This window comes from Haloflavibacter putidus (genome assembly GCF_006546625.1).
Lineage (GTDB): Bacteria > Bacteroidota > Bacteroidia > Flavobacteriales > Flavobacteriaceae > Mesonia > Mesonia putida.
The window spans coordinates 276,404-296,682 of sequence record NZ_VIAR01000001.1; the positions used below are offsets into that span (position 1 = coordinate 276,404).

Consider the following 20,279-nt stretch of genomic DNA (forward strand, 5'->3'; position numbering starts at 1 on the left):
ATTAAAATAAAAAAATTATGTTCCCATTAAACAGAAACAGACGTTTACGAAGCACGCAAAGCATTAGAAGTTTGGTGCAGGAAACCAGTGTAACCCCAAAAGATTTTCAGGCGCCACTTTTTGTGGTAGAAGGAGAAAATAAAAAAGAGGAAATTGCTTCTATGCCCGGCTATTTTAGGTATAGTTTAGACTTGCTTAGCAAAGAAGTAAAAGAAATCTGGCAACTTGGTATAGGATCGGTTTTATTGTTTGTAAAGGTTGAAGAAAACCTAAAAGACAATGCAGGAAAAGAAGCTGTTAATCCCGATGGCTTGATGCAACGCGCTATAAAAACAGTAAAAAACGCGGTTCCGGAAATGTTGGTGATGACAGATGTGGCTTTAGACCCTTACTCAAAATACGGGCACGACGGCATTGTAGAAAATGGCAGAATTGTAAACGACGCTTCTGTAGAGGCTTTGGCCAAAATGGCAGTTTCTCACGCGCAAGCCGGCGCCAATTTTGTTGCACCAAGCGATATGATGGATGGCAGAATACTTATAATGCGACAAGCTTTAGAGCAAGAAGGTTTTGAAAACACCGGTATTATGAGTTATAGCGCCAAGTATGCTTCGGCGTTTTATGGGCCGTTTCGCGATGCTTTAGATTCTGCTCCGGTAGATGCCAAAGATATCCCGAAAGACAAAAAAACCTATCAGATGGATCCGGCAAACCGCTCAGAAGCTATTAGAGAAGCGCAGATGGATATTGAAGAAGGCGCAGATATTGTTATGGTTAAACCCGGTTTGTGTTATTTAGACATTGTGCGCGATTTAAAAAATGCGGTAAATGCGCCCATTTCGGTTTACCAAGTAAGTGGCGAATATGCTATGATTAAAGCTGCCGGGGAAAAAGGTTGGTTGGACGAAAATGCCGTGATGTTAGAACAAATTACTGCCATAAAAAGAGCGGGGGCAGATTTTATGGCAACTTATTTTGCCAAAGATGCTGCCAAACTTCTACAATAGAACAATTTGGCATAAATTTGGTTAATTGCATAAACCTATGAAGTCTTTTTTACATACCGGCAAATTAATTGGCTTAGTGCTTGTATTCCTGCTCAACGCTCCTTGGAGTGCGGTGCAAGCGTACAATTATACAGGTTTAAAAAAACACGCTAAGCAAGAAAGTCTTAACAAAGCAGGTATTTTTGCTGCAGGACTTTTATCGGAAGAGTATTTTGCCGGTGCAGAAGACGAAAATTTACCTGATTTTAAGACAGGTTCCGGAAAGTTCTCCTTTACGGAAGTTACACACGCTTCCACCACTTTGCCGCAGCTTAACTTAGCGAGAAAAACCTTTGATTTTAGGTATAATTTAAAGATCAACTTATTTCCTTTCCATACTTTTTTATAAGCTGAATTTTTTTATTAAAAAACACCTGTGGTTTATTTAAAGCCACAGGCGTGGATTTCTATATCCAAATTCTTTTAAAAATTTCAGTAAAACTATAAAAAAAGACTCCGCTTATAGGAGCATAAAAACCATGGAAACATCAGCAGTAATAATGGGATTTATTTTCTTGCTTTTATTTATAACCCCAATATTTTACACCATAATTTTGCGTAAAAAAAGAAAATCTACCTGGGAAACCCGTATTCAGGAAAAAGCAAAAGCTATAAATTTTAACTTAGATGAATTAGAAATAAACACCAAGCTTTTTATGGCTTTAGACCGCGGTAAAAAACAACTTTTATTTGGTTACCTAAATCCGGAAAACTTTGAAGTGGAACAGCTTTCTTTAGAAAATGCACAAGTAAACCTGCGCGAGTTAAGAACAAAAGAGCAAGGCATCAAGAATGTAGAATTGATTTTAAACAACGGAAAACAAACCAACGTTTTAGACTTTTTCTCTACAGAAGACGATTATCGTTTAGAAGGAGTTAAGCAGTTGGCTATGGCTCAAAAATGGGAGAAAAAGCTGTGTTAAGAATAAGAAAATTGGCTAGAATTGATAGTGATAACTTTAAATTTATGATAAATTAGTTCAAGCATCGCTAATTAATTTATATTTTGTCATAAATTTTCAAAAAGCTTATGACCTTATTAATTGTTTATGCGTTAATATCAATTTTAGCCTCTTTTTTGTGTTCTATACTAGAAGCTGCTTTACTGAGTTTTACGCCCACTTTTATAAAGATAAAACAAAACGAGGGCAAAGCATACGCTAATACTTTAACAGAATTTAAAAAAGATATAGACGTCCCGCTTACGGCTATACTTACCTTAAATACCGTTGCGCATACCGTAGGCGCCATTTTGGTAGGTAATCAAGCAGGAATATTGGCGGCAGAAAGTGGCTATGACTATAGTATATTAGGAATTAATTTTGTTGGAATTGTATCGGCAATTATGACGATTTTAATTTTAATTCTTTCCGAAATAATTCCGAAAACTATTGGCGCCAGTTATTGGAAGCATTTAGGAAATTTTACCGCAAAAGCATTACGCGTTATTATCTTTCCTTTAAAATATACCGGTATTATGTGGTTGTTGCTTTTAACCACTAGAGTTATTGGTAGTTCTGCCCACGCCAATACAATGAGCAGAGAAGAATTTATGGCCATTACAGACGAAGCGGAAAAAGAAGGCGTTTTTAAAGAAAACGAAACCACTTTTATAAAAAACCTGTTGGTCTTTAAATCTGTTTTGGCAAAAGATGTTATGACGCCATTTTCTGTGGCAATGATAGCAGACGAACAAGAAAGCATAAAAGAATTTGTAGACAATCACCAAAACCTTAAATTTTCCAGAATTCCTATTTATAAAACAAAACCAAATAATATTACCGGTTTTGTTTTAAAAGATGAAGTTTTAGAAAATATGATTCAAGAAAAAGGCGACTCGCTTTTATCCAGTTTAAGACGCGAAGTGCTCATCACTTACAGCCATACACCAATACCCAAATTATTTGAGTTTTTTGTAGAAAAAAGAGCGCATTTGGCTGTTGTATCTGATGAGTTTGGAAATACGGTTGGCATTATAACCATGGAAGATATTATTGAAACCCTTCTAGGCCTGGAAATTATGGACGAAAGTGACAGTATTGAAGACATGCAACACTTAGCACGCAAAAACTGGGAACAACGCGCAAAACGCATTGGTATTATTTCTGAAGAAGAAAAACAAGAAACCAAAGAAGATACACCACGAGAAGACAGCTCTAAAAAATAAACCAGCTTTTTTAATACTATTTTAATTTTAAGATAATTGTTGTATTTTTCTAGAACCAATCTTTATCTTATGCTCAAAAAAATTCCTTTAGAAAATATTCTTTTCTTAGATATAGAAACCGTTCCGCTTTACGCGGATTTTAACGAACTCAGCCCAGAAATGCAAGCGTTGTACGAACAAAAAACCGCGTATATGCGCAAAGAAGACCAAGAAGTGTCTACTTTTTACGACCGTGCAGGAATTTGGGCAGAATTTGGTAAAATTGTCTGTATATCTGTAGGATATTTTAGTTACCAGAATAATGTTAGAAGCTTTAGACTTAAAACTTTTTCGGGTAAAGAAACTGCACTTTTAAACGATTTTAAAAATCTAGTTGATACCCATTTTTATCAAAACAAGCATTTTTTGTGCGCGCATAACGGCAAAGAATTTGATTTTCCTTTTATAGCTAGGCGCATGTTAATAAACGGTATTTCCTTACCCAAAAAATTAGATTTATTTGGTAAAAAACCTTGGGAGGTTGCGCATTTAGACACTTTAGAATTATGGAAGTTTGGCGATTATAAACATTATACTTCCTTAAAGTTATTAACTGCGGTTCTCAACATTCCTTCGCCAAAAGACGATATAGTCGGCTCGCAAGTAAAAGATGTTTTTTATAAAGAAAAAGATACCCAACGCATCATTACCTATTGCGAAAAAGATGTTGTTGCCATTGCTCAGGTTATCTTACGGTTACGACAAGAAGAACTTTTAACCGCAAAAGAAATATTTACGATAAAAGAGTAAATATTTTAAAACTAGAATACACGGAATAAACTAATTTCTAATAACCAACAAGGTTTTTATTAATCAAGCAAGTTAGAAGTATTTGCTTGCGATAGTAATTGCGTGTTTTGCATTACGGCTGGTTTAACATAAGCCTCGCCTACTCCAACCGCGTTCCAAGCGTTTGTTACTGCAATTTCTTCTGGGCTATTTTTTCCATAAAGGTCTCTTGCTGCTTGTATAGCGCCACTTCTTGCATCGTGGTAAGTAGCATTGGCTGTAAGGTAAACGCTTAGGTTTCTGTAAGCAATTTTGGCAGCTTTATCTATTCCTATTCCGTTTATTTCGTAGCTATTGCCATAATCGTTTGTACCATTGCCACCTTCTGTTAATAAGTAAAACCAAAAGTTTTGTACACCGGAGTTATAATGCACGCCGCCGTTATCTGTTGTATTTGCATACCAATTTGCACCTTTATAAGTATCTGCTTGACCGTACAAATTAGGATCGCGCATAGAACGCAAAGCAGTGGTGTTGGCACCAATACTTATTTGATCGCCAATTAACCAGTTGTTATTTCCGGTAGCAAATTGCTCTATAGCTTCTCCAAAAATATCTGAAAAAGACTCATTTAAAGCGCCGGCTTCATAGCTGTATATCAATCCTGCTGTATGCTCTGTTATACCGTGCGAAATTTCGTGTGCTACAATATCTAAAGCCACTAACGGCCCGTAAGATTTACCATCGCCATCGCCGTAGGTCATTCTACTACCATCCCAAAATGCATTTACAAAATTATGTTTGTAGCTAACATAAGATTTTATAATCCCGCCTTTATTATCATAAGAATCTCTGCTGTGTTCTTGGTAAAAATAATTATAGGCTTGTTCTGCTCCCCAATGCGCTTGTACAGCAATTGGATTGTTTACAAAAATAGGTGAGTTGCTTATTACCTCAACCGCATTGCTGTAATTAGAACAGTTTTCCATATCAAAAGTCTGAATTCCGTTACCGTTAAACATTTGCGAAAGTTGGTAACCACCGTGGTGGTTGGTTGCTTTTATGTTAACATCGCCGTTGTATAAACTGTTGCCGTGCACCATAGCTTCATTTGCATGATGAATACGCACATTTTCTAAAATCACTTCGCCGGTAACGGCATCTACATAAATATCTGCGCGGTAAAGCGGCTTACTGGCATAAATATCAAATTTATAAGCAATGTGGTCGCGTTCAGAAAGGTTTTCTATCTTAGGAAAAACTACGAGCTCTCCTTCTGGTTTTACGTAATTGCCAGCTAGTGCTTCTTTTTCGTTTTCCCATAAATATTCTTCTGCTTTTACAAAATTTATAGCGCTTTCTAACGCATCTTCTTTAGAAAGACCTAAATCTGTTTTTAGATTATTAATAGGAAATACATTGTTAGAAATAGATGCTAACCTGCCATTTTTAGAATGCAAAACGCTACTACCAAATTCTACTTTTATACCATTATAATATTGCTGGTATTTTTCGTGTATATAACCTAAATGATCGGTTTGTTTTACAATTTTCTCAAAACTATTGGCAGAAGATAAATTTAAATAATCTTTTAAAAAGGCTTCTCCGTCGTTAATCCAAAATTCTTCTTGCTCGAATACCTGTAATTTAGTTGGTTCTTGCGGACCGCTTTGCGCTTGGTTAATTATAGGAATTAAAAAGAAGACACAAGTAATACTAATTAGAATGGAATGATTTTTCATAATGCTAGTTTGTTAAGGTTAGTATGACCTTTTTATTAAATACCACACACGGCTAAGACATTGCAGTATTTATAAGCTTTACGGAAGGTTTACCTGTTAATTTCTTTAAAATTATTTTTATTAATTTAACTTAAAAATAAACGTGTTTTTTATCCGTTAATCGGGTTGTTTTTTAACGTACTTCCCTAAGCGACTACTAAATAACAAATTATATCGGTTAAAAACAAAATATTTTCGATGAAATGCACTATTTGTTAAAAACTTTAACGTTTAGCAAGTAATTAAAAAATGCTATCTTGAACTTTATATGAAAGAAAAAACTGCCTTACTACAAGTAGAAAATTTACAAATAAGCTTTGCAACAGAGCAAAAGCTTGTTACGGCTTTACATAATGTATCATTTAAAATTTTCCCCAACGAAATTTTAGGCATCGTGGGCGAGTCTGGCTCCGGAAAATCTTTAAGCAGCTTGGCTGTTTTGGGTTTGCTACCCACGACTGCAATTATAGATAACGGAAAAGTTGTTTATAACGGGCAGGACTTACTTAAAAAAAACAATGCTGCTTTACGGAAAATTAGAGGAAACGAAATTTCCATGATTTTTCAAGAACCCATGAGTTCGCTTAACCCATCTATGACTTGCGGCAAACAAGTGCAAGAAATCTTATTGCAACACCGCATGAAAAGCACCAAAAAAGCAAAAGAAGAATGCCTTGCTTTATTTGAAAAAGTGCGTTTACCACAGCCGGAAGCTATTTTTAATGCATATCCGCATCAAATAAGTGGCGGACAAAAACAGCGGGTAATGATTGCGATGGCAATTGCCTGCAAACCAAAAATTCTTATTGCAGACGAGCCCACAACCGCTTTGGATGTTACCGTACAAAAAGAAATTTTAATCTTGCTTAAAAAATTACAAGAAGAAACCAAGATGAGTGTTTTATTTATCTCACACGATTTGGCGTTGGTATCTGAAATAGCAGACCGCGTAGCAGTAATGTACCAAGGCAAGATAATTGAAGAAAATAGTGCAAAAGAATTATTTACCAATCCGCAAGAAATCTATACCAAAGCTTTATTAGCCTCCAAACCTACCACCAATAAACGCTTAAAGAAATTACCCACCGTAAAAGATTTTCTTGAAAAAAGCACTCAATTTACTACAGAAACAGATCTAGAGCGTAAAAAACGTCTCGAGCATTTGTATGAAAATTCACCAATTTTAGAAGTAAATAATTTAGAAAAACAATTTATTACCAAAAGTGGCTGGTTTAGAAAAGACCGCATTGTAAAAGCGGTAAATAACGTAAGTTTTAAAATTTATGAAGGCGAAACTTTGGGTTTGGTAGGCGAGTCTGGTTGCGGAAAATCTACTTTATGCAATGTAATTTTACAATTAGATTCTGCCACAGCCGGACAAGTTTTTTATCGTGGCAAGGATATAACCAAATTAGACGCTAAAAATTTACGCGCTTTACGGAAAGAGATTCAGTTGATATTTCAAGATCCGTTTTCTTCTTTAAATCCGCGTATTCCTGTTGGGCAAGCCATAATGGAACCTATGCAAGTACATAAATTATACAAAAACAATAAAGAACGCAAAGAAAAAACCATCGCTTTATTAGAGCGCGTAGATTTAGAACCCGAACATTTTAATCGATATCCGCATGAATTTAGTGGTGGCCAACGCCAGCGTATTGGTATTGCCAGAACCATTGCCGTGCAACCAAAATTAATTGTTTGTGACGAGTCTGTTTCTGCTTTAGATATTTCTGTACAAGCGCAAGTTTTAAACTTGTTAAATGAGTTAAAAAAAGATTTTGGCTTTACTTATATATTTATCTCCCACGATTTGGCGGTCGTAAAATATATGGCAGACAACCTTTTGGTAATGAAAGATGGAGTAATTGTAGAGCAAGGCGACGCCGATAGAGTTTATGCAGCACCAGAAAAAATATATACACAAGAATTAATTAATGCAATACCAAAAGGATTATAGTTTATGAAAGAAAAAATAACACTTGATCATGTAATGTCTAATGCGCCAGATTTGATTTTTTACGCCGCACCAGTTTTAATTGGTTTAGCCTTACTCGAATGTTATTTCAGTTGGAAACAAAAAAAACAATTGTACGAGAAAAAAGACTTTTTTGCCTCGTTGACTATTGGTTTAGTATCCGTAGTGCAAAATTTATTTATCAAAACCCTCTTATTTGGTTCGGTAATATGGCTATATAACCTTGTGCCGTGGAGTATTCCTGTAAATTGGGCAACTTCCATTCTTTGTTTTGTTGTGTTGGATTTTTTTAGGTATTGGGCGCATCGCTTTGGGCACGAAACCAGTATTTTTTGGGCAACGCACGTAACCCACCATAATTCTGAAAAATATAATTTATCTACCTCTTTTCGTCTTTCGTGGACCCAACAAATTAAAGTAGTTTTCTTTTTGCCTATTAGCTTTTTGGGCTTTCATCCTGTTATCTTTTTTATTTGTCATCAAATTGCAGTTTTATATCAGTTCTGGATTCATACCGAATATATTAGAAAGCTTCCTGAGTGGATAAGCTTCATCTTTACCACTCCTTCTCACCATAGAGTTCACCACGGAAAAAACGAGCATTACTTAGATAAAAATTATGGTTCTACTTTTATTATTTGGGATAGGATGTTTGGTACTTTTCAACCTGAAGATGAACAAGCCGTTTACGGAATTTTAGAACAACCCAAACATTACAATCCTGTAAAGTTGGTATTTCATGTATGGGTAGATATTTATAAAAATATGAGAATGGCCGGCAGTTTAAAGAAAGCTGCACTTATTTTAATTCAGTCGCCCAGCAACTTAAAAAAGTATGAGTGACTGTTTAGCTTTTTCGATATTCCATTTCGTATAAATCAAAGCCTTTTGCCCAATAATCTTTTTTTACGAAAAATGTTTTAAAGCCATTCTTCTCGTAAAACTTAAATGTGTGTTGCGAGGTACGAACAAAAATTTTAGAAATTTGCTTATCTTGTAATAAATGTTGTATTCTATATTCAACTAATTGCGAACCCAAACCCTGACGCTGGTAATCTGGATGAAAAAAAGCCCAACTTAAAATACTTTTATCATTCTCTTTATTTATCCCGCCGCAGCCAACAATTTTTTTATTTATCTCTACCACAAAATAAGCTTCGCGCTCTTGATCTAAATAATAGGTAAAATCTTTTTCTTCTTCTTTAGAAAAGTATTTTGGAGTATTAAGTTGTAGTAAAACAAGCAATTTTGGTTTATCTTGAGGAGAATAGGCTCTAATATTTAGGCTTTGTTGCACCATAACAAATTGACAATTTTAACTTCTTACTTTTTATAATGCTGCCCAATTTTTGCGTAAGCGATAGTAGTGGTATCCTTTTTTGCGCCTTTACAGGGAATTGTTTTTGCGCAAAAAAGATATAACGGATAGCGCGGTCCCAATTTTTTTTTCAAAAATTGGGATACGCCCAAATCATTTACAGTTGCATCTCAGGGATGTCTCCTTCTACGATTAATTTACCTTCGGTGGCTTCTTTTATTTCTTCTACACTTACGCCCGGCGCGCGTTCTAAAAGTTTAAAACCCTCGTCTGTTACTTCTATAACAGCTAAATTGGTAACAACTGTGGTGACGCAACCTACGCCGGTTAGCGGCAAGGAACATTTTTTTAATAATTTTGATTTTCCGGCTTTGTTGGTATGCATCATCGCTACGATAATATTTTCTGCAGATGCAACCAAATCCATTGCGCCGCCCATTCCTTTTACCATTTTTCCGGGAATTTTCCAGTTGGCAATATCGCCGTTCTGAGCTACTTCCATAGCGCCAAGTATGGTAAGATCTACGTGTTGGCCACGAATCATTCCGAAACTCATAGCAGAGTCAAAGAAACTTGCACCCGGCAAAGCGGTAATGGTTTGTTTTCCTGCATTAATAAGGTCTGCATCTTCTTGGCCTTCTACCGGAAAAGGTCCCATTCCCAGAATTCCGTTTTCACTTTGAAATTCTACATCTATATCGTCGCGCACAAAGTTGGCCACAAGGGTAGGAATGCCTATCCCGAGGTTTACATAATAGCCGTCTTTTACTTCTTTGGCTATACGTTGTGCAATTCCTTTTTTATCTAACATAATTTATTGATCTTGTTTTTTATTGTATTGAATAATACTTTGCTCTGAAATGCCGTAAGATGTTTGGTTAAATAAATTGCAAACTTTCTTTTTTGAAACCAATTGACTAACCCGATTTATCTTACTTTTTCTAGCTTATTTTTCTCTCACCGTTCTTTGCTCTATGCGCTTCTCGTAGTTTTTACCTTCAAAAATGCGCTGTACAAAAATGCCGGGAATATGTATTTGGTTTGGATCTAATTCTCCTGCCGGCACTAATTCTTCTACTTCTACCACAGTAATTTTTGCCGCACCACACATATTAGGATTAAAATTTCTGGCCGTTCCTTTAAAAATAAGGTTTCCGGCTTCGTCGCCTTTCCAGGCTTTTATAAAGGCGAAATCTGCTTTATAGGCTTCTTCCAAAACATACATTTTACCGTCAAACATTCTGGTTTCTTTATTTAACGCTACTTCTGTACCATATCCTGCAGGGGTAAACATTGCCGGATAGCCTTGTTGTGCTGCTTGACATTTTGCAGCCAGCGTACCTTGTGGGGTAAGTTCTACTTCTAATTCTTCGGAGAGCATTTGGCGTTCAAACTCGGCATTTTCTCCTACATAAGAAGAAATCATTTTATTTATTTGCTTTTTCTTTAACAATAAGCCCAGACCAAAATCATCTACTCCGGCATTGTTAGAAATACAGGTTATGCCTTGAATATTACGGTTTACCAGTTCCGCGATGCTGTTTTCCGGAATTCCGCAAAGCCCAAAGCCTCCCAACATAAAAGTCATGCCGTCTTCTACCCCATCTAAGGCTTCTTGTACGTTATTGACTGTTTTTTTTATCATCTCTTTAAATTTTACCGAAAAATACAAAATTTTTAAGAGTACAGCAATTAAAAAACCTCTCGCAGTAAGCTAGTTGCTTACCAAAACGAGAGGTTATTTTCTAAAATATTTTTAGATTTAAAAATCTAATTCTTCTAAGGCTTTGTTATTTTCTTCTTCTAATGGATCTTGTTCGCCCTCTTCTACATCATTGCAATCTATGGGAATGCTTAAATCTTCGGGTTTTTCAAATTCTCCTTTAGAAACTTTTAAACTGTCGTCTGCGTAGAGCTTTTTCATATAAGTTCCCCAAATGGGCAAGGCCATTGTAGCTCCTTGTCCGTAACGAATTCCCGGAAAATGCACAGAACGTTCTTCGCCCCCAACCCAAACGCCGGTGGTTAAATTTGGTACAATGCCCATAAACCAACCATCGCTTTGATTTTGTGTAGTTCCTGTTTTTCCGGCTATTGGATTTTGAAATTTATACGGATGCCCGGTTACTACATCTTTGTAGTATTCTGGAGACCAAGTTGTTCTTAAACGCATACCAGAACCACCTTGTGTAACTCCTTGCATAAGATTGATGGTTACATAAGCCGCCTCTTCGCTCATTACATCTCTACTTTCTGGGGTGTGTTGGTATAAAATAGTACCGTTTTTATCTTCTATCCTATTAACAATAACGGGTTTTACATAAACTCCTTTATTGGCAAAAGTACTGTATGCCGAAACCATTTCAAATACGCTTATATCTACAGAACCCAAAGCTATTGCCGCCACCGGATCTATATTTTTGGTATCTATACCCAATTTGTCTAATAAATCTATAACCGGTTCTGGTCCGGTTTTATCTATAAGTCTTGCGCTAATGGTATTTAAGGAATTGGCCAAGGCTTCTTTTAGCGTTACCATGCCACCATATTTATTGTTGCTGTTTTTTGGTGACCAATCTTTTGTAACACCATGTTTACCTGCCGGAATAGTATGTATGCTATTGGGCAATTTATAACAAGGCGATAAATGTAATTGATCTATAGCTGTAGCATAAACAAAAGGTTTAAACGTAGAACCCACTTGCCTTCTGGCTTGTTTAACGTGCTCGTATTTAAAATGACGTAAATTAATACCCCCAACCCAAGCTTTTACATTTCCAGTTTGTGGCTCCATAGACATCATTCCGGTATTGAGAAAAGACTTATAGTATAAAATAGAGTCGCGGGGCGTCATAAGCGTATCTATTTCTGTTTCCCTTTCCCAAGTAAATAGACTCATTCGCGTTTTTTTATCGAAAGATGCGCGTATTTTTTCTTCCGGAATATCTTGCGCTTTCATTTCTTTCCAACGGCGGCTATTTTTCATAGCCCGCTCCATAATCTTGTCTATTTCCTCTTGTGTTATCCCCCGAAAGGGAGCTGTTTTATTATTCTCGTTTTGCTCGTCAAACTTACGTTGCAAATTAGTCATATGCGCTTTTACAGCTTCTTCAGCATATTTTTGCATTTTAGAGTCTATACTGGTGTAAACTTTTAAGCCGTCTCTATAAATATTGTAAACCTCGCCGTCTGGCTTTGGGTTTTCTTCTGCCCATTCTTTAAGAAAGCCGCGTAGGTACATTCTGAAATAGGTGGCAATACCAGATTGGTGACTCTCCGGATGATAGTCTATTTCTAATGGTAAAGCCTGTAAACTGTCTTTTTGTTGCTCTGTAATATATCCTGCTACGGCCATTTGGTGTAAAACAACATTACGACGATTGGTTACCCCAACAGGATTGCGACGCGGATTGTATAAAGAAGAGTTTTTAAACATACCGGCCAATACTGCAGATTCTTCTATTTTTAAATTTTTGGGTTCTTTGCCAAAATAAATACGAGAAGCAGAGCGCACGCCGTCTGCATTGTTATTAAAATCGTAAATATTAAAATACATGGCCAAAATTTCGTGCTTAGTATAATTACGCTCCAAACGCACAGCTATAACCCATTCTTTTATTTTCTGAACTACGCGATAAAAGATATTTCTAGAACCTTCGCCGTGAAATAATTGTTTTGCCAATTGTTGCGATAAGGTACTTGCGCCACCTCTAGAACCCAGATAAACCATAGCTCGTATGGTGCCGCGAGCGTCAATACCGGAGTGTTCGTAATACCGAATGTCTTCTGTGGCAATAAGCGCTTGCACAAGGTTATCTGGCAAATCTTCAAATTTTACCGGGGTACGATTTTCGTTATAATATTTACCAAGGGTTTGGCCGTCTGCAGAAAAGACTTCGGTTGCCAGGTTGGTTTCTGGATTTTCTAGTTGTTCAAAGGTTGGCATTTTGCCAAATACCCCCCAACTGGCCAGTAAAAAAACTATTACTACAAAAAGTAATCCCGATAGGAAGATAGCCCAAAAAGTTAGTATGTACTTTCTAAACGATTGTTTTTTACTTTTTTTCTGATTTTTTTTGGTTGCACTCACTTATTTTGAAACTTGTTTGGTGTTTTCTATTCTAAAGCCAACATCGGTAATGCCTGTTAGTTCTTCTATACCATCTACTTTACCGTTTTTACGCATAGCTTGTTTTATTTTAAAGGTATATTCTCCTTTTTCGGCAAAAATTACGCCTTTTTTGTACCACAGCTTGCTTTCTTTAATATCTGTAAAGCCTTCCCCCATAAAACTACCGTCTGGATAAGCCATTTCATACTCTAATGTGTCTTTAATTACTTTTCCGTTAGGGAAATTCATGCTGGTAATTAAAAAAATGTTATTGTACTGATATTCACTATTATTACGTAAATTTATAAACAGATTATAGGGTTGTAGCGTGTCTTTTGTGCGCACCTTGAAACTTACAATACTATCTTTATGCCAAGAAGCATCTGGAATGGTTTTATATTCATCAAAAACCCTATCCGAGTCGCACGCAAAAATAAAACCTACGCAAAAAAAGAGAAGAAGCAACCTGATATTAAGCATTTTTGCGGGATTTTTTTCCTTTTTTATTTCTTCGTTTCTTTTTCTTTTTAAACGACTTCTTCGGTTTGTCAAAACGGGTTAAACTGTCTTGGCCCACCACATTTTCGAAATTGCTTTTTTGATCTTTTTCCAGCTCTGCAGAAAATTCTTCTAAGCTAGCCACCGGTTTATTTTTTTCGGCTGCCTTTATAATTTCTTTGGCTTGTGCAGTGGTAAGCATATGCCAGTTCATCCATTCACCTTCATAAGCGTACCATAAAACACCTTTAAAAATATCTATTTTTTGACAAACCGCTGTGCCCTTTTGGGTTTTGAGTTTTATGTCTTGTTTAGGAAAATCTTTAAGTGCATCTAGATAAGCATCTAACTCATAATTGAGGCAGCATTTTAATTTACCACATTGTCCGGCTAATTTTTGCGGGTTTAAAGATAATTGTTGATAACGCGCAGCAGAAGTGGTAACACTTCTAAAATCTGTTAACCAAGTAGAGCAACACAGTTCGCGACCACAAGAGCCAATACCACCTAAACGGGCGGCTTCTTGTCTAAAACCAATTTGCCGCATTTCTATTCGGGTCTTAAACTCGCGCGCAAATTCTTTGATGAGTTGTCTAAAATCTACACGCTCTTCTGCCGTGTAGTAAAATGTGGCTTTAGAGCCGTCTCCTTGAAATTCTACATCGCTAATCTTCATTCGTAAATTTAGCTTGATGGCAATTTCTCGTGCTCTTTTTTTAATTGGCTCTTCGCGCTCTCTAACGCCTTGCCAAACATCTATATCTTTTTGCGTAGCTTTTCTGTATACTTTTTGCACTTCGTCACTATCTACGTCTACCTTCTTTTTGCGCATTTGCACTTTTACCAATTCGCCGGTAAGGCTAACCACGCCAACATCGTGTCCCGGAGAAGTTTCGGTAGCTACAACATCTCCCATACTTAAAGAGAGATTTTCTGTGTTTTTATAAAAATGTTTTCGGCCGTTTTTAAAACGTACTTCTACACAATTAAAAGGTTCTATACCACCGGGAAGTGACATATTGGACAGCCAATCAAATACCGTTAAGTTATTACAACCATCGGTGCCGCAGGTTCCGTTATTTTTACATCCTTTTGGCTTCCCGTCTTTACCGGTAGCACAACTTCCACACCCCATACATTCTATTTATATTGAAATTCTTTTAAACCCTGTTAGTCTTAGCTTTATCTCTTCCGTAAAGAAAAAAGGAAAGGGGTTTCTAAGAATTGAAAATTAATACTTAGTTTTTTAACGGCGTAAATATACCAATATTTTATGAGGTGAAGGAAAATACTTGCTGTAGCCGCAGGTGTAAAAAAATATAAGTTCTTTTTATTGCTTTACGGAATTGTTTTGGGCAAGCTGTTTTTTAAGTGAAAAGCTAGGCAGGTAAGTCTAGATAAAGAAGGCTGTCATAAAAATAAAAACCGTTTAAGTTAAAGCAAATTGGCGGCAACTTAAACGGTTTTCAAATATAAATGGAAGGATTAATGAATAGCTGTATTCGGGTCTTTTTTAAATTTTAATACCGGCGACCTGCCTTTTTTAAAAATCTTATTACTGTTGTGCTTGCCTTTGCGCAAGGCTTTTTGTTCTTCGTATGGTAAAGCGTTTATTTCTTTACATTCTGAAGAGCAACAATTATCCATTTTTTTTGCACACTCTTCACATTGTATAAAGAGTAAATGGCAAGCTTCATTAGCGCAATTTATATGGGTGTCGCAAGCTTTGCCGCATTGGTGACATTGTGCAATAACCTCATCAGTAATTTTTTCTGCACGACGATGGTCAAAAACAAAGTTCTTTCCTATAAATTTATTTTCAAGGTTTTGTTTATTTACTTGTCTGGTATATTCTATAATACCGCCTTCTAATTGATAAACGTTTTTAAAACCACGGTGTTTGTAATAAGCGCTGGCTTTTTCGCAACGTATACCGCCGGTACAATACATAACCAGGTTTTTGTCTTCTTTAAACTCTTTTAATTCTTCTTCTATGATAGGAAGTGAGTCTCTAAAAGTGTCTACATCTGGCGTTACCGCGCCTTGAAAATGACCAATTTCACTTTCGTAATGGTTGCGCATATCTACCAAAACAGTATTGGGGTCGCTAATTAAAGTATTAAACTTTTCGGCGTTTACGTGTTTTCCCTTTTTGGTAACATCAAAAGTGGCATCGTCTAAACCGTCTGCCAAAATTTTATCGCGTACTTTTATTTTAAGCTTTAAAAAAGATTTCAGATCTTGTTCTATGGCAATATTCAGCCGGATATTTTTTAGAAAATAAATAGCGTCTAAAAAAGCCTTAAATTCTCCAAAACGTTTTGCGGGAACAGATAGTTGCGCATTTATGCCTTCTTGTGCTACATAAATTCTACCCAGAACTTCCATTTGGTCCCAGTTTACAAACAGGTGATCTCTAAATAATTCTGGATTGCCAATTTTGGCATATTGGTAGAAAGAGATTGTTAGTCGGTCTTCACCGGCTTCTTCTAACATGGCTTCTCTTTCTTTTGCACTTAGTTTATTGTACAGTTGCATGCTATACTAATTTTATAAGTTAAAAAAAGATTTTTGCAAAGGTAATTAAAATAAAAAATGCCCGGTTTATTTCCGGGCATTTTTTGGGCTAATTCGTTATTTACTAATTTATAACTGTTCAAATAAAAAGTAAATAACGCTAGCCTCCGTCAATCCTACAGCTGCAAATCAACATCACGATAGCCGCTGCCTGATTGCAATTTAAAAGAATATTTCTTTTGAGAAATTTCATTTTTGTTCCTTATTGCTTTCTTAGTAGATGTAAAAATTTAAAAAGGTTGCGTAAGCTATTGTAATGCAAAAAAACTTATAGTAAATTAGCAACCCTTACTAAAAGTAAAAGGATTAAGACACAGATTTATATGAGCAAAGAGAAAGACAAGGAAAAAGAGGCAAAATTAAAAGCTTTAAAATTGACCTTAGATAAATTAGACAAGACATACGGTAAAGGCACGGTAATGAAAATGAGTGACCAGGCCGTACAGGATGTAGAAGCTATCTCGTCTGGTAGTCTAGGTTTAGATTTAGCATTAGGCGTTGGCGGTTACCCAAGAGGAAGAGTTATAGAAATTTACGGACCGGAATCTTCTGGTAAAACTACCTTAACTTTACATGCAATTGCCGAAGCACAAAAAGCCGGCGGTATTGCGGCATTTATAGATGCAGAACACGCATTTGACAGGTTTTATGCGCAGAAATTAGGAATAGATATAGACTCTTTAATTATATCACAACCCGACCACGGCGAGCAAGCTTTAGAGATTACAGAAAATCTTATACGTTCTGGTGCTATAGATATTATTGTGGTAGACTCGGTTGCAGCTTTAACGCCAAAAAGTGAGATAGAAGGCGAGATGGGAGATTCTAAAATGGGATTGCACGCCAGATTAATGTCACAAGCTTTACGGAAGTTGACCTCCACAATTAGTAAAACCAATTGTACAGTAATCTTTATTAATCAACTGCGGGAAAAAATCGGGGTAATGTTTGGTAACCCAGAAACTACAACCGGAGGTAACGCCCTAAAATTCTATGCTTCTGTACGTTTAGACATCAGACGTTCTACACAAATTAAAGATAGCAATAGCGAAGTAAAAGGAAACAAAACCCGTGTTAAGGTGGTAAAAAATAAAGTTGCTCCACCGTTTAAAACAGCAGAGTTTGACATAATGTACGGCGAAGGTATTTCTAAAGTAGGCGAAATTATTGATGTTGGTGTAGATTATGAAATTGTAAAAAAGAGCGGTTCTTGGTTTAGTTATGAAGACACAAAACTAGGACAAGGGCGCGATGCAGTAAAAAGTCTTTTAAAAGATAATCCTGAATTGATGGAAGAACTAGAAACTAAAATTACCGAAGCCATAAAACTGGCAAAAGAATAATACTTTTTGGTTTTAAAAGAATAAAAAATCCTGCCCAACCGCAGGATTTTTTTTGTTTAAAACGCAACCAAATTAAAAATACAACATCTACAGTAAAACCCCTTTATTAAAAATAACCTACTTAATGAAAAAATTAATAGTCATCTTATTAGGAATCTTCACTTTATACAGTTGTGATTTAGACGATACCGAGAATGTCTTAATAACTTATGAAACAATGCCAATAGAGACTATCTCTATGCCAGACACTTTACAAGTTAATCAAGAATATAATTTTGATATCAATTATATTCGTCCAACTACTTGCCACAGTTTTGAAGGTTATGACTACAAAAAACAAGGCAACGAAAGAAGAATTGCGGTTATCAATAAAATAGTTAATGAAGCAAGTAATTGCGAAGATATTGACCAAATGATTACCGAAATGTTTACATTTAAAGCTCAAGACACCGGTACTTATACCTTTAAGTTTTGGCGGGGACGGGACGCAGACGGAGAAGCAATTTACATCGTTAAAGAAGTTCCTGTAGTAGACGAATTATAAACAGATGGAACAGTTTGGGTATTGAGCAACTTATTAAAAAATGTAAAAAGCAAGATTTAAAATCGCAAGAACAGCTATACCGGTTATTTTCAAAAAAATTATTTGGCGTTTGCCTTAAATATTCAAGAAATTACCAAGAAGCAGAAGACAACTTGCAAGACGCTTTTATTGTCATTTTTAACAAGATTGGTCAATATAAAAACAAAGGTTCTTTTGAAGGCTGGATGAAGCGAATTGTGATTAATACCGCTTTGCAACGCTATAGAAAACAACAAGTTTTCTCTATAGTAAACGAAGATCAAATTGAAAATCACGAGGTAGAAATAGAAGAAAACCAATTTGAGTTAAATTACCTCTTAAAAATAATTCAAGAATTACCAGACCGGTATAGAATGGTATTCAATTTGTATGTATTAGATGGTTTTTCACACAAAGAAATAGCAGACTTTATGGAAATTTCTGTAGGAACTTCCAAATCTAACTTAGCCCGGGCCAGAGACATTTTAAAGAGAAAGATAGAACAGCAAAAAGACGATAATGCCAAAACAAGCTGATGAGCGATAAAAAAAACATAGACCGAGTTTATCAAGAGCAATTCAAAGATTTTGAAAGCGCTCCTAGAGAACAAGTTTGGAAAAACATAGAGCACAAACTCAAAAACAAACAAAAACGCAAAGTAATTCTTATACCATTATGGTACAAAATTGCCGGAGTAGCAGCTTTAGTAGCCATTGCGTTTTTTATAGGAAAAAACTTTTTTTACACCTCACCCAATACCCAAAATAGCGTAAGTAACTCTCCAACAAAACCAATTGAGGCAGAAGACAATAAAGAACTGCAAAAAGAAGATTTTAAAGAAGTTTCCATTCAAAATAAAAATAGCCTTAGCGCGCAATCAGATCAACAAAAAATAAATAAAAAGCAAGATAACAACAAGCTTAAGGCGCAAACAAAACAGCAAAAATCATATAAAAATCAAGATAATAGTAGACTGGTAAATGCTTCAAATAATTCCGGTAAAGCTATAAATCCTACTTCAAGCATTGCTGTTAGTGAGCAAAAAGAAAATTCTAATTCGGTCAACAAAAACGCACAAGAAAAACAAAACAACCCAACAAATATTAATACCCTTGCGGGGAATGTTTTAAAAGACAACAAAACGCAAGAGAAACCTAACTATTTTGCCGGGCAAAACAGAAATCAAAATTTTGAGCAAGACAAGAAAGCAATTATCAGTTTAAACAAAAACAATCTTTTCCAATCTGCTTTAGCCAAAAAAAGCGATAGCCTTTCTACAGCTAAAAATACTTTAGTTGCCGAAACAGAAACCCCAACAAAAGGAAAATCTTTGGTAGAAGCGGCAAAAGAAATCCAAGACGAAACCAAAGAAAATTCCGAGAGAAGCGAAGAAACAGAAACTGCCGTAGCAACTTCTAAGTGGCAAATTAAACCTAGCGTTGCTCCGGTTTATTATGGTGGTTTAGATGGCGGAAACGCCATAGACCACAGTTTTTCTCAAAACAGCTCAGAAGGAGAAATATCTACTGCCTACGGTATTAATCTAGCCTATACTTTCGCCAAACGTTGGAAAATTCGTTCTGGTATTGGAAAGGTAAATTTGAGCTATAACGTAAACAATATTGCCTACAATAGCACCGTAAATGCCAGAAATGTAGGAGCTTTACAAAACCACAGTAAAAACATAACAGTACTATCTAAGAAACCAATGGTAGAATCTGCTATGACGGAAGTTCAGAGTAAAATAGCAGAATTTAAAATGGGTACGCTTAATCAAAAAATAGGTTATATTACTTTACCTGTAGAAGTAGAATACGCCTTGGTAGATAAACGTTTTGCAATAAATTTAATTGGCGGGGCAAGCACAATGTTTTTAGACGATAACCAAATTAATATCAACTCTGCAGAAGGAACTATCAAATTAGGAGAATCTGCTAATTTGAACAACTTAAGTTTTAGCACCAATTTAGGACTTGGTTTAGGCTACGAGCTCAACAAGAAATTTGATCTTAATTTAGAACCTACTTTCAACTATCAAATAAATACATTTAGCGATAACGCCAACGGCTTTAAACCCTATTATTTTGGTGTTTATACCGGATTTAGTTTTAAGTTTTAAAAAATCTAAGC

19 protein-coding genes are annotated in these 20,279 nt (G+C 35.8%); 11 read left to right on the top strand and 8 right to left on the bottom strand.

Annotated features, from left to right (window positions below; all coding sequences use genetic code 11):
- Nucleotides 1–17: 17 nt before the first annotated feature.
- The 5 genes from hemB (at nt 18) to FKR84_RS01215 (ending at nt 4,002) form a co-directional block, all read left to right on the top strand.
- A complete protein-coding gene (hemB, locus tag FKR84_RS01195; protein WP_141420354.1) occupies nt 18–1,007 on the top strand; it encodes a porphobilinogen synthase in 990 nt (329 codons plus the stop codon).
- A 37-nt stretch (nt 1,008–1,044) separates the two neighbouring features.
- Nucleotides 1,045–1,395 carry a hypothetical protein gene (locus tag FKR84_RS01200; protein ID WP_141420355.1) on the top strand — a complete coding sequence of 117 codons (351 nt, stop codon included), beginning with the start codon at nt 1,045–1,047 and terminating at the stop codon, nt 1,393–1,395.
- Nucleotides 1,396–1,525: 130 nt separating this feature from the next.
- A complete protein-coding gene (locus FKR84_RS01205; RefSeq protein WP_141420356.1) occupies nt 1,526–1,969 on the top strand; it encodes a hypothetical protein in 444 nt (147 codons plus the stop codon).
- A 107-nt stretch (nt 1,970–2,076) separates the two neighbouring features.
- Nucleotides 2,077–3,213, top strand: coding sequence for a CNNM domain-containing protein (locus FKR84_RS01210; protein ID WP_141420357.1), 1,137 nt, complete (start codon nt 2,077–2,079; stop codon nt 3,211–3,213).
- Between the two features lie 69 nt (nt 3,214–3,282).
- Nucleotides 3,283–4,002 carry a 3'-5' exonuclease gene (locus tag FKR84_RS01215; protein WP_141420358.1) on the top strand — a complete coding sequence of 240 codons (720 nt, stop codon included), beginning with the start codon at nt 3,283–3,285 and terminating at the stop codon, nt 4,000–4,002.
- A gap of 59 nt (nt 4,003–4,061) precedes the next feature.
- On the opposite strand, the gene FKR84_RS01220 is transcribed toward FKR84_RS01215, so the two are convergent.
- Nucleotides 4,062–5,723: a M4 family metallopeptidase gene (locus tag FKR84_RS01220; protein WP_141420359.1), complete on the bottom strand. Its 1,662-nt coding sequence runs from the start codon at nt 5,721–5,723 to the stop codon at nt 4,062–4,064.
- A 307-nt stretch (nt 5,724–6,030) separates the two neighbouring features.
- On the opposite strand from FKR84_RS01220, the gene FKR84_RS01225 reads away from it, so the two are divergent.
- Both FKR84_RS01225 and FKR84_RS01230 read left to right on the top strand, forming a co-directional pair.
- Nucleotides 6,031–7,722 carry an ABC transporter ATP-binding protein gene (locus FKR84_RS01225; protein WP_141420360.1) on the top strand — a complete coding sequence of 564 codons (1,692 nt, stop codon included), beginning with the start codon at nt 6,031–6,033 and terminating at the stop codon, nt 7,720–7,722.
- 3 nt (nt 7,723–7,725) lie between these two features.
- The gene (locus FKR84_RS01230) at nt 7,726–8,583 is read left to right on the top strand and encodes a sterol desaturase family protein (RefSeq protein ID WP_141420361.1); all 858 of its coding nucleotides are present in this window, start codon (nt 7,726–7,728) and stop codon (nt 8,581–8,583) included.
- A 4-nt stretch (nt 8,584–8,587) separates the two neighbouring features.
- Here the strand turns inward: FKR84_RS01230 and FKR84_RS01235 are convergent, their stop codons facing one another.
- The 7 genes from FKR84_RS01235 to trhO all read right to left on the bottom strand — a co-directional run bounded on the left by FKR84_RS01235 (nt 8,588) and on the right by trhO (nt 16,205).
- Nucleotides 8,588–9,040 carry a GNAT family N-acetyltransferase gene (locus FKR84_RS01235; protein ID WP_141420362.1) on the bottom strand — a complete coding sequence of 151 codons (453 nt, stop codon included), beginning with the start codon at nt 9,038–9,040 and terminating at the stop codon, nt 8,588–8,590.
- Nucleotides 9,041–9,215: 175 nt separating this feature from the next.
- Nucleotides 9,216–9,869 (bottom strand): CoA transferase subunit B, encoded by a 654-nt coding sequence (locus FKR84_RS01240; RefSeq protein ID WP_141420363.1) that lies wholly within the window; start codon nt 9,867–9,869, stop codon nt 9,216–9,218.
- A 135-nt stretch (nt 9,870–10,004) separates the two neighbouring features.
- Nucleotides 10,005–10,703, bottom strand: a complete 699-nt coding sequence (locus FKR84_RS01245; RefSeq protein ID WP_141420364.1) for a CoA transferase subunit A — start codon at nt 10,701–10,703, stop codon at nt 10,005–10,007.
- Nucleotides 10,704–10,820: 117 nt separating this feature from the next.
- Nucleotides 10,821–13,148 (bottom strand): penicillin-binding protein 1A, encoded by a 2,328-nt coding sequence (locus FKR84_RS01250; protein ID WP_141420365.1) that lies wholly within the window; start codon nt 13,146–13,148, stop codon nt 10,821–10,823.
- Nucleotides 13,149–13,649, bottom strand: a complete 501-nt coding sequence (locus FKR84_RS01255; RefSeq protein ID WP_141420366.1) for a gliding motility lipoprotein GldH — start codon at nt 13,647–13,649, stop codon at nt 13,149–13,151.
- Nucleotides 13,642–14,802 carry a PSP1 domain-containing protein gene (locus tag FKR84_RS01260; protein WP_141420367.1) on the bottom strand — a complete coding sequence of 387 codons (1,161 nt, stop codon included), beginning with the start codon at nt 14,800–14,802 and terminating at the stop codon, nt 13,642–13,644. The genes FKR84_RS01255 and FKR84_RS01260 overlap by 8 nt, the downstream gene beginning before the upstream one ends.
- 350 nt (nt 14,803–15,152) lie before the next feature.
- The gene (gene trhO, locus FKR84_RS01265) at nt 15,153–16,205 is read right to left on the bottom strand and encodes an oxygen-dependent tRNA uridine(34) hydroxylase TrhO (protein ID WP_141420368.1); all 1,053 of its coding nucleotides are present in this window, start codon (nt 16,203–16,205) and stop codon (nt 15,153–15,155) included.
- Between the two features lie 362 nt (nt 16,206–16,567).
- On the opposite strand from trhO, the gene recA reads away from it, so the two are divergent.
- The 4 genes from recA (at nt 16,568) to FKR84_RS01285 (ending at nt 20,268) form a co-directional block, all read left to right on the top strand.
- On the top strand, nt 16,568–17,587 hold the full coding sequence (recA, locus tag FKR84_RS01270) for a recombinase RecA (protein ID WP_141420369.1): 1,020 nt from the start codon (nt 16,568–16,570) through the stop codon (nt 17,585–17,587).
- Between the two features lie 124 nt (nt 17,588–17,711).
- Nucleotides 17,712–18,131, top strand: a complete 420-nt coding sequence (locus FKR84_RS01275; protein ID WP_141420370.1) for a hypothetical protein — start codon at nt 17,712–17,714, stop codon at nt 18,129–18,131.
- Between the two features lie 14 nt (nt 18,132–18,145).
- A complete protein-coding gene (locus FKR84_RS01280; RefSeq protein ID WP_141420371.1) occupies nt 18,146–18,685 on the top strand; it encodes an RNA polymerase sigma factor in 540 nt (179 codons plus the stop codon).
- Nucleotides 18,685–20,268, top strand: a complete 1,584-nt coding sequence (locus FKR84_RS01285) for an outer membrane beta-barrel protein (RefSeq protein ID WP_141420372.1) — start codon at nt 18,685–18,687, stop codon at nt 20,266–20,268. The genes FKR84_RS01280 and FKR84_RS01285 overlap by 1 nt, the downstream gene beginning before the upstream one ends.
- The last annotated feature ends 11 nt before the right edge of the window (nt 20,269–20,279 follow it).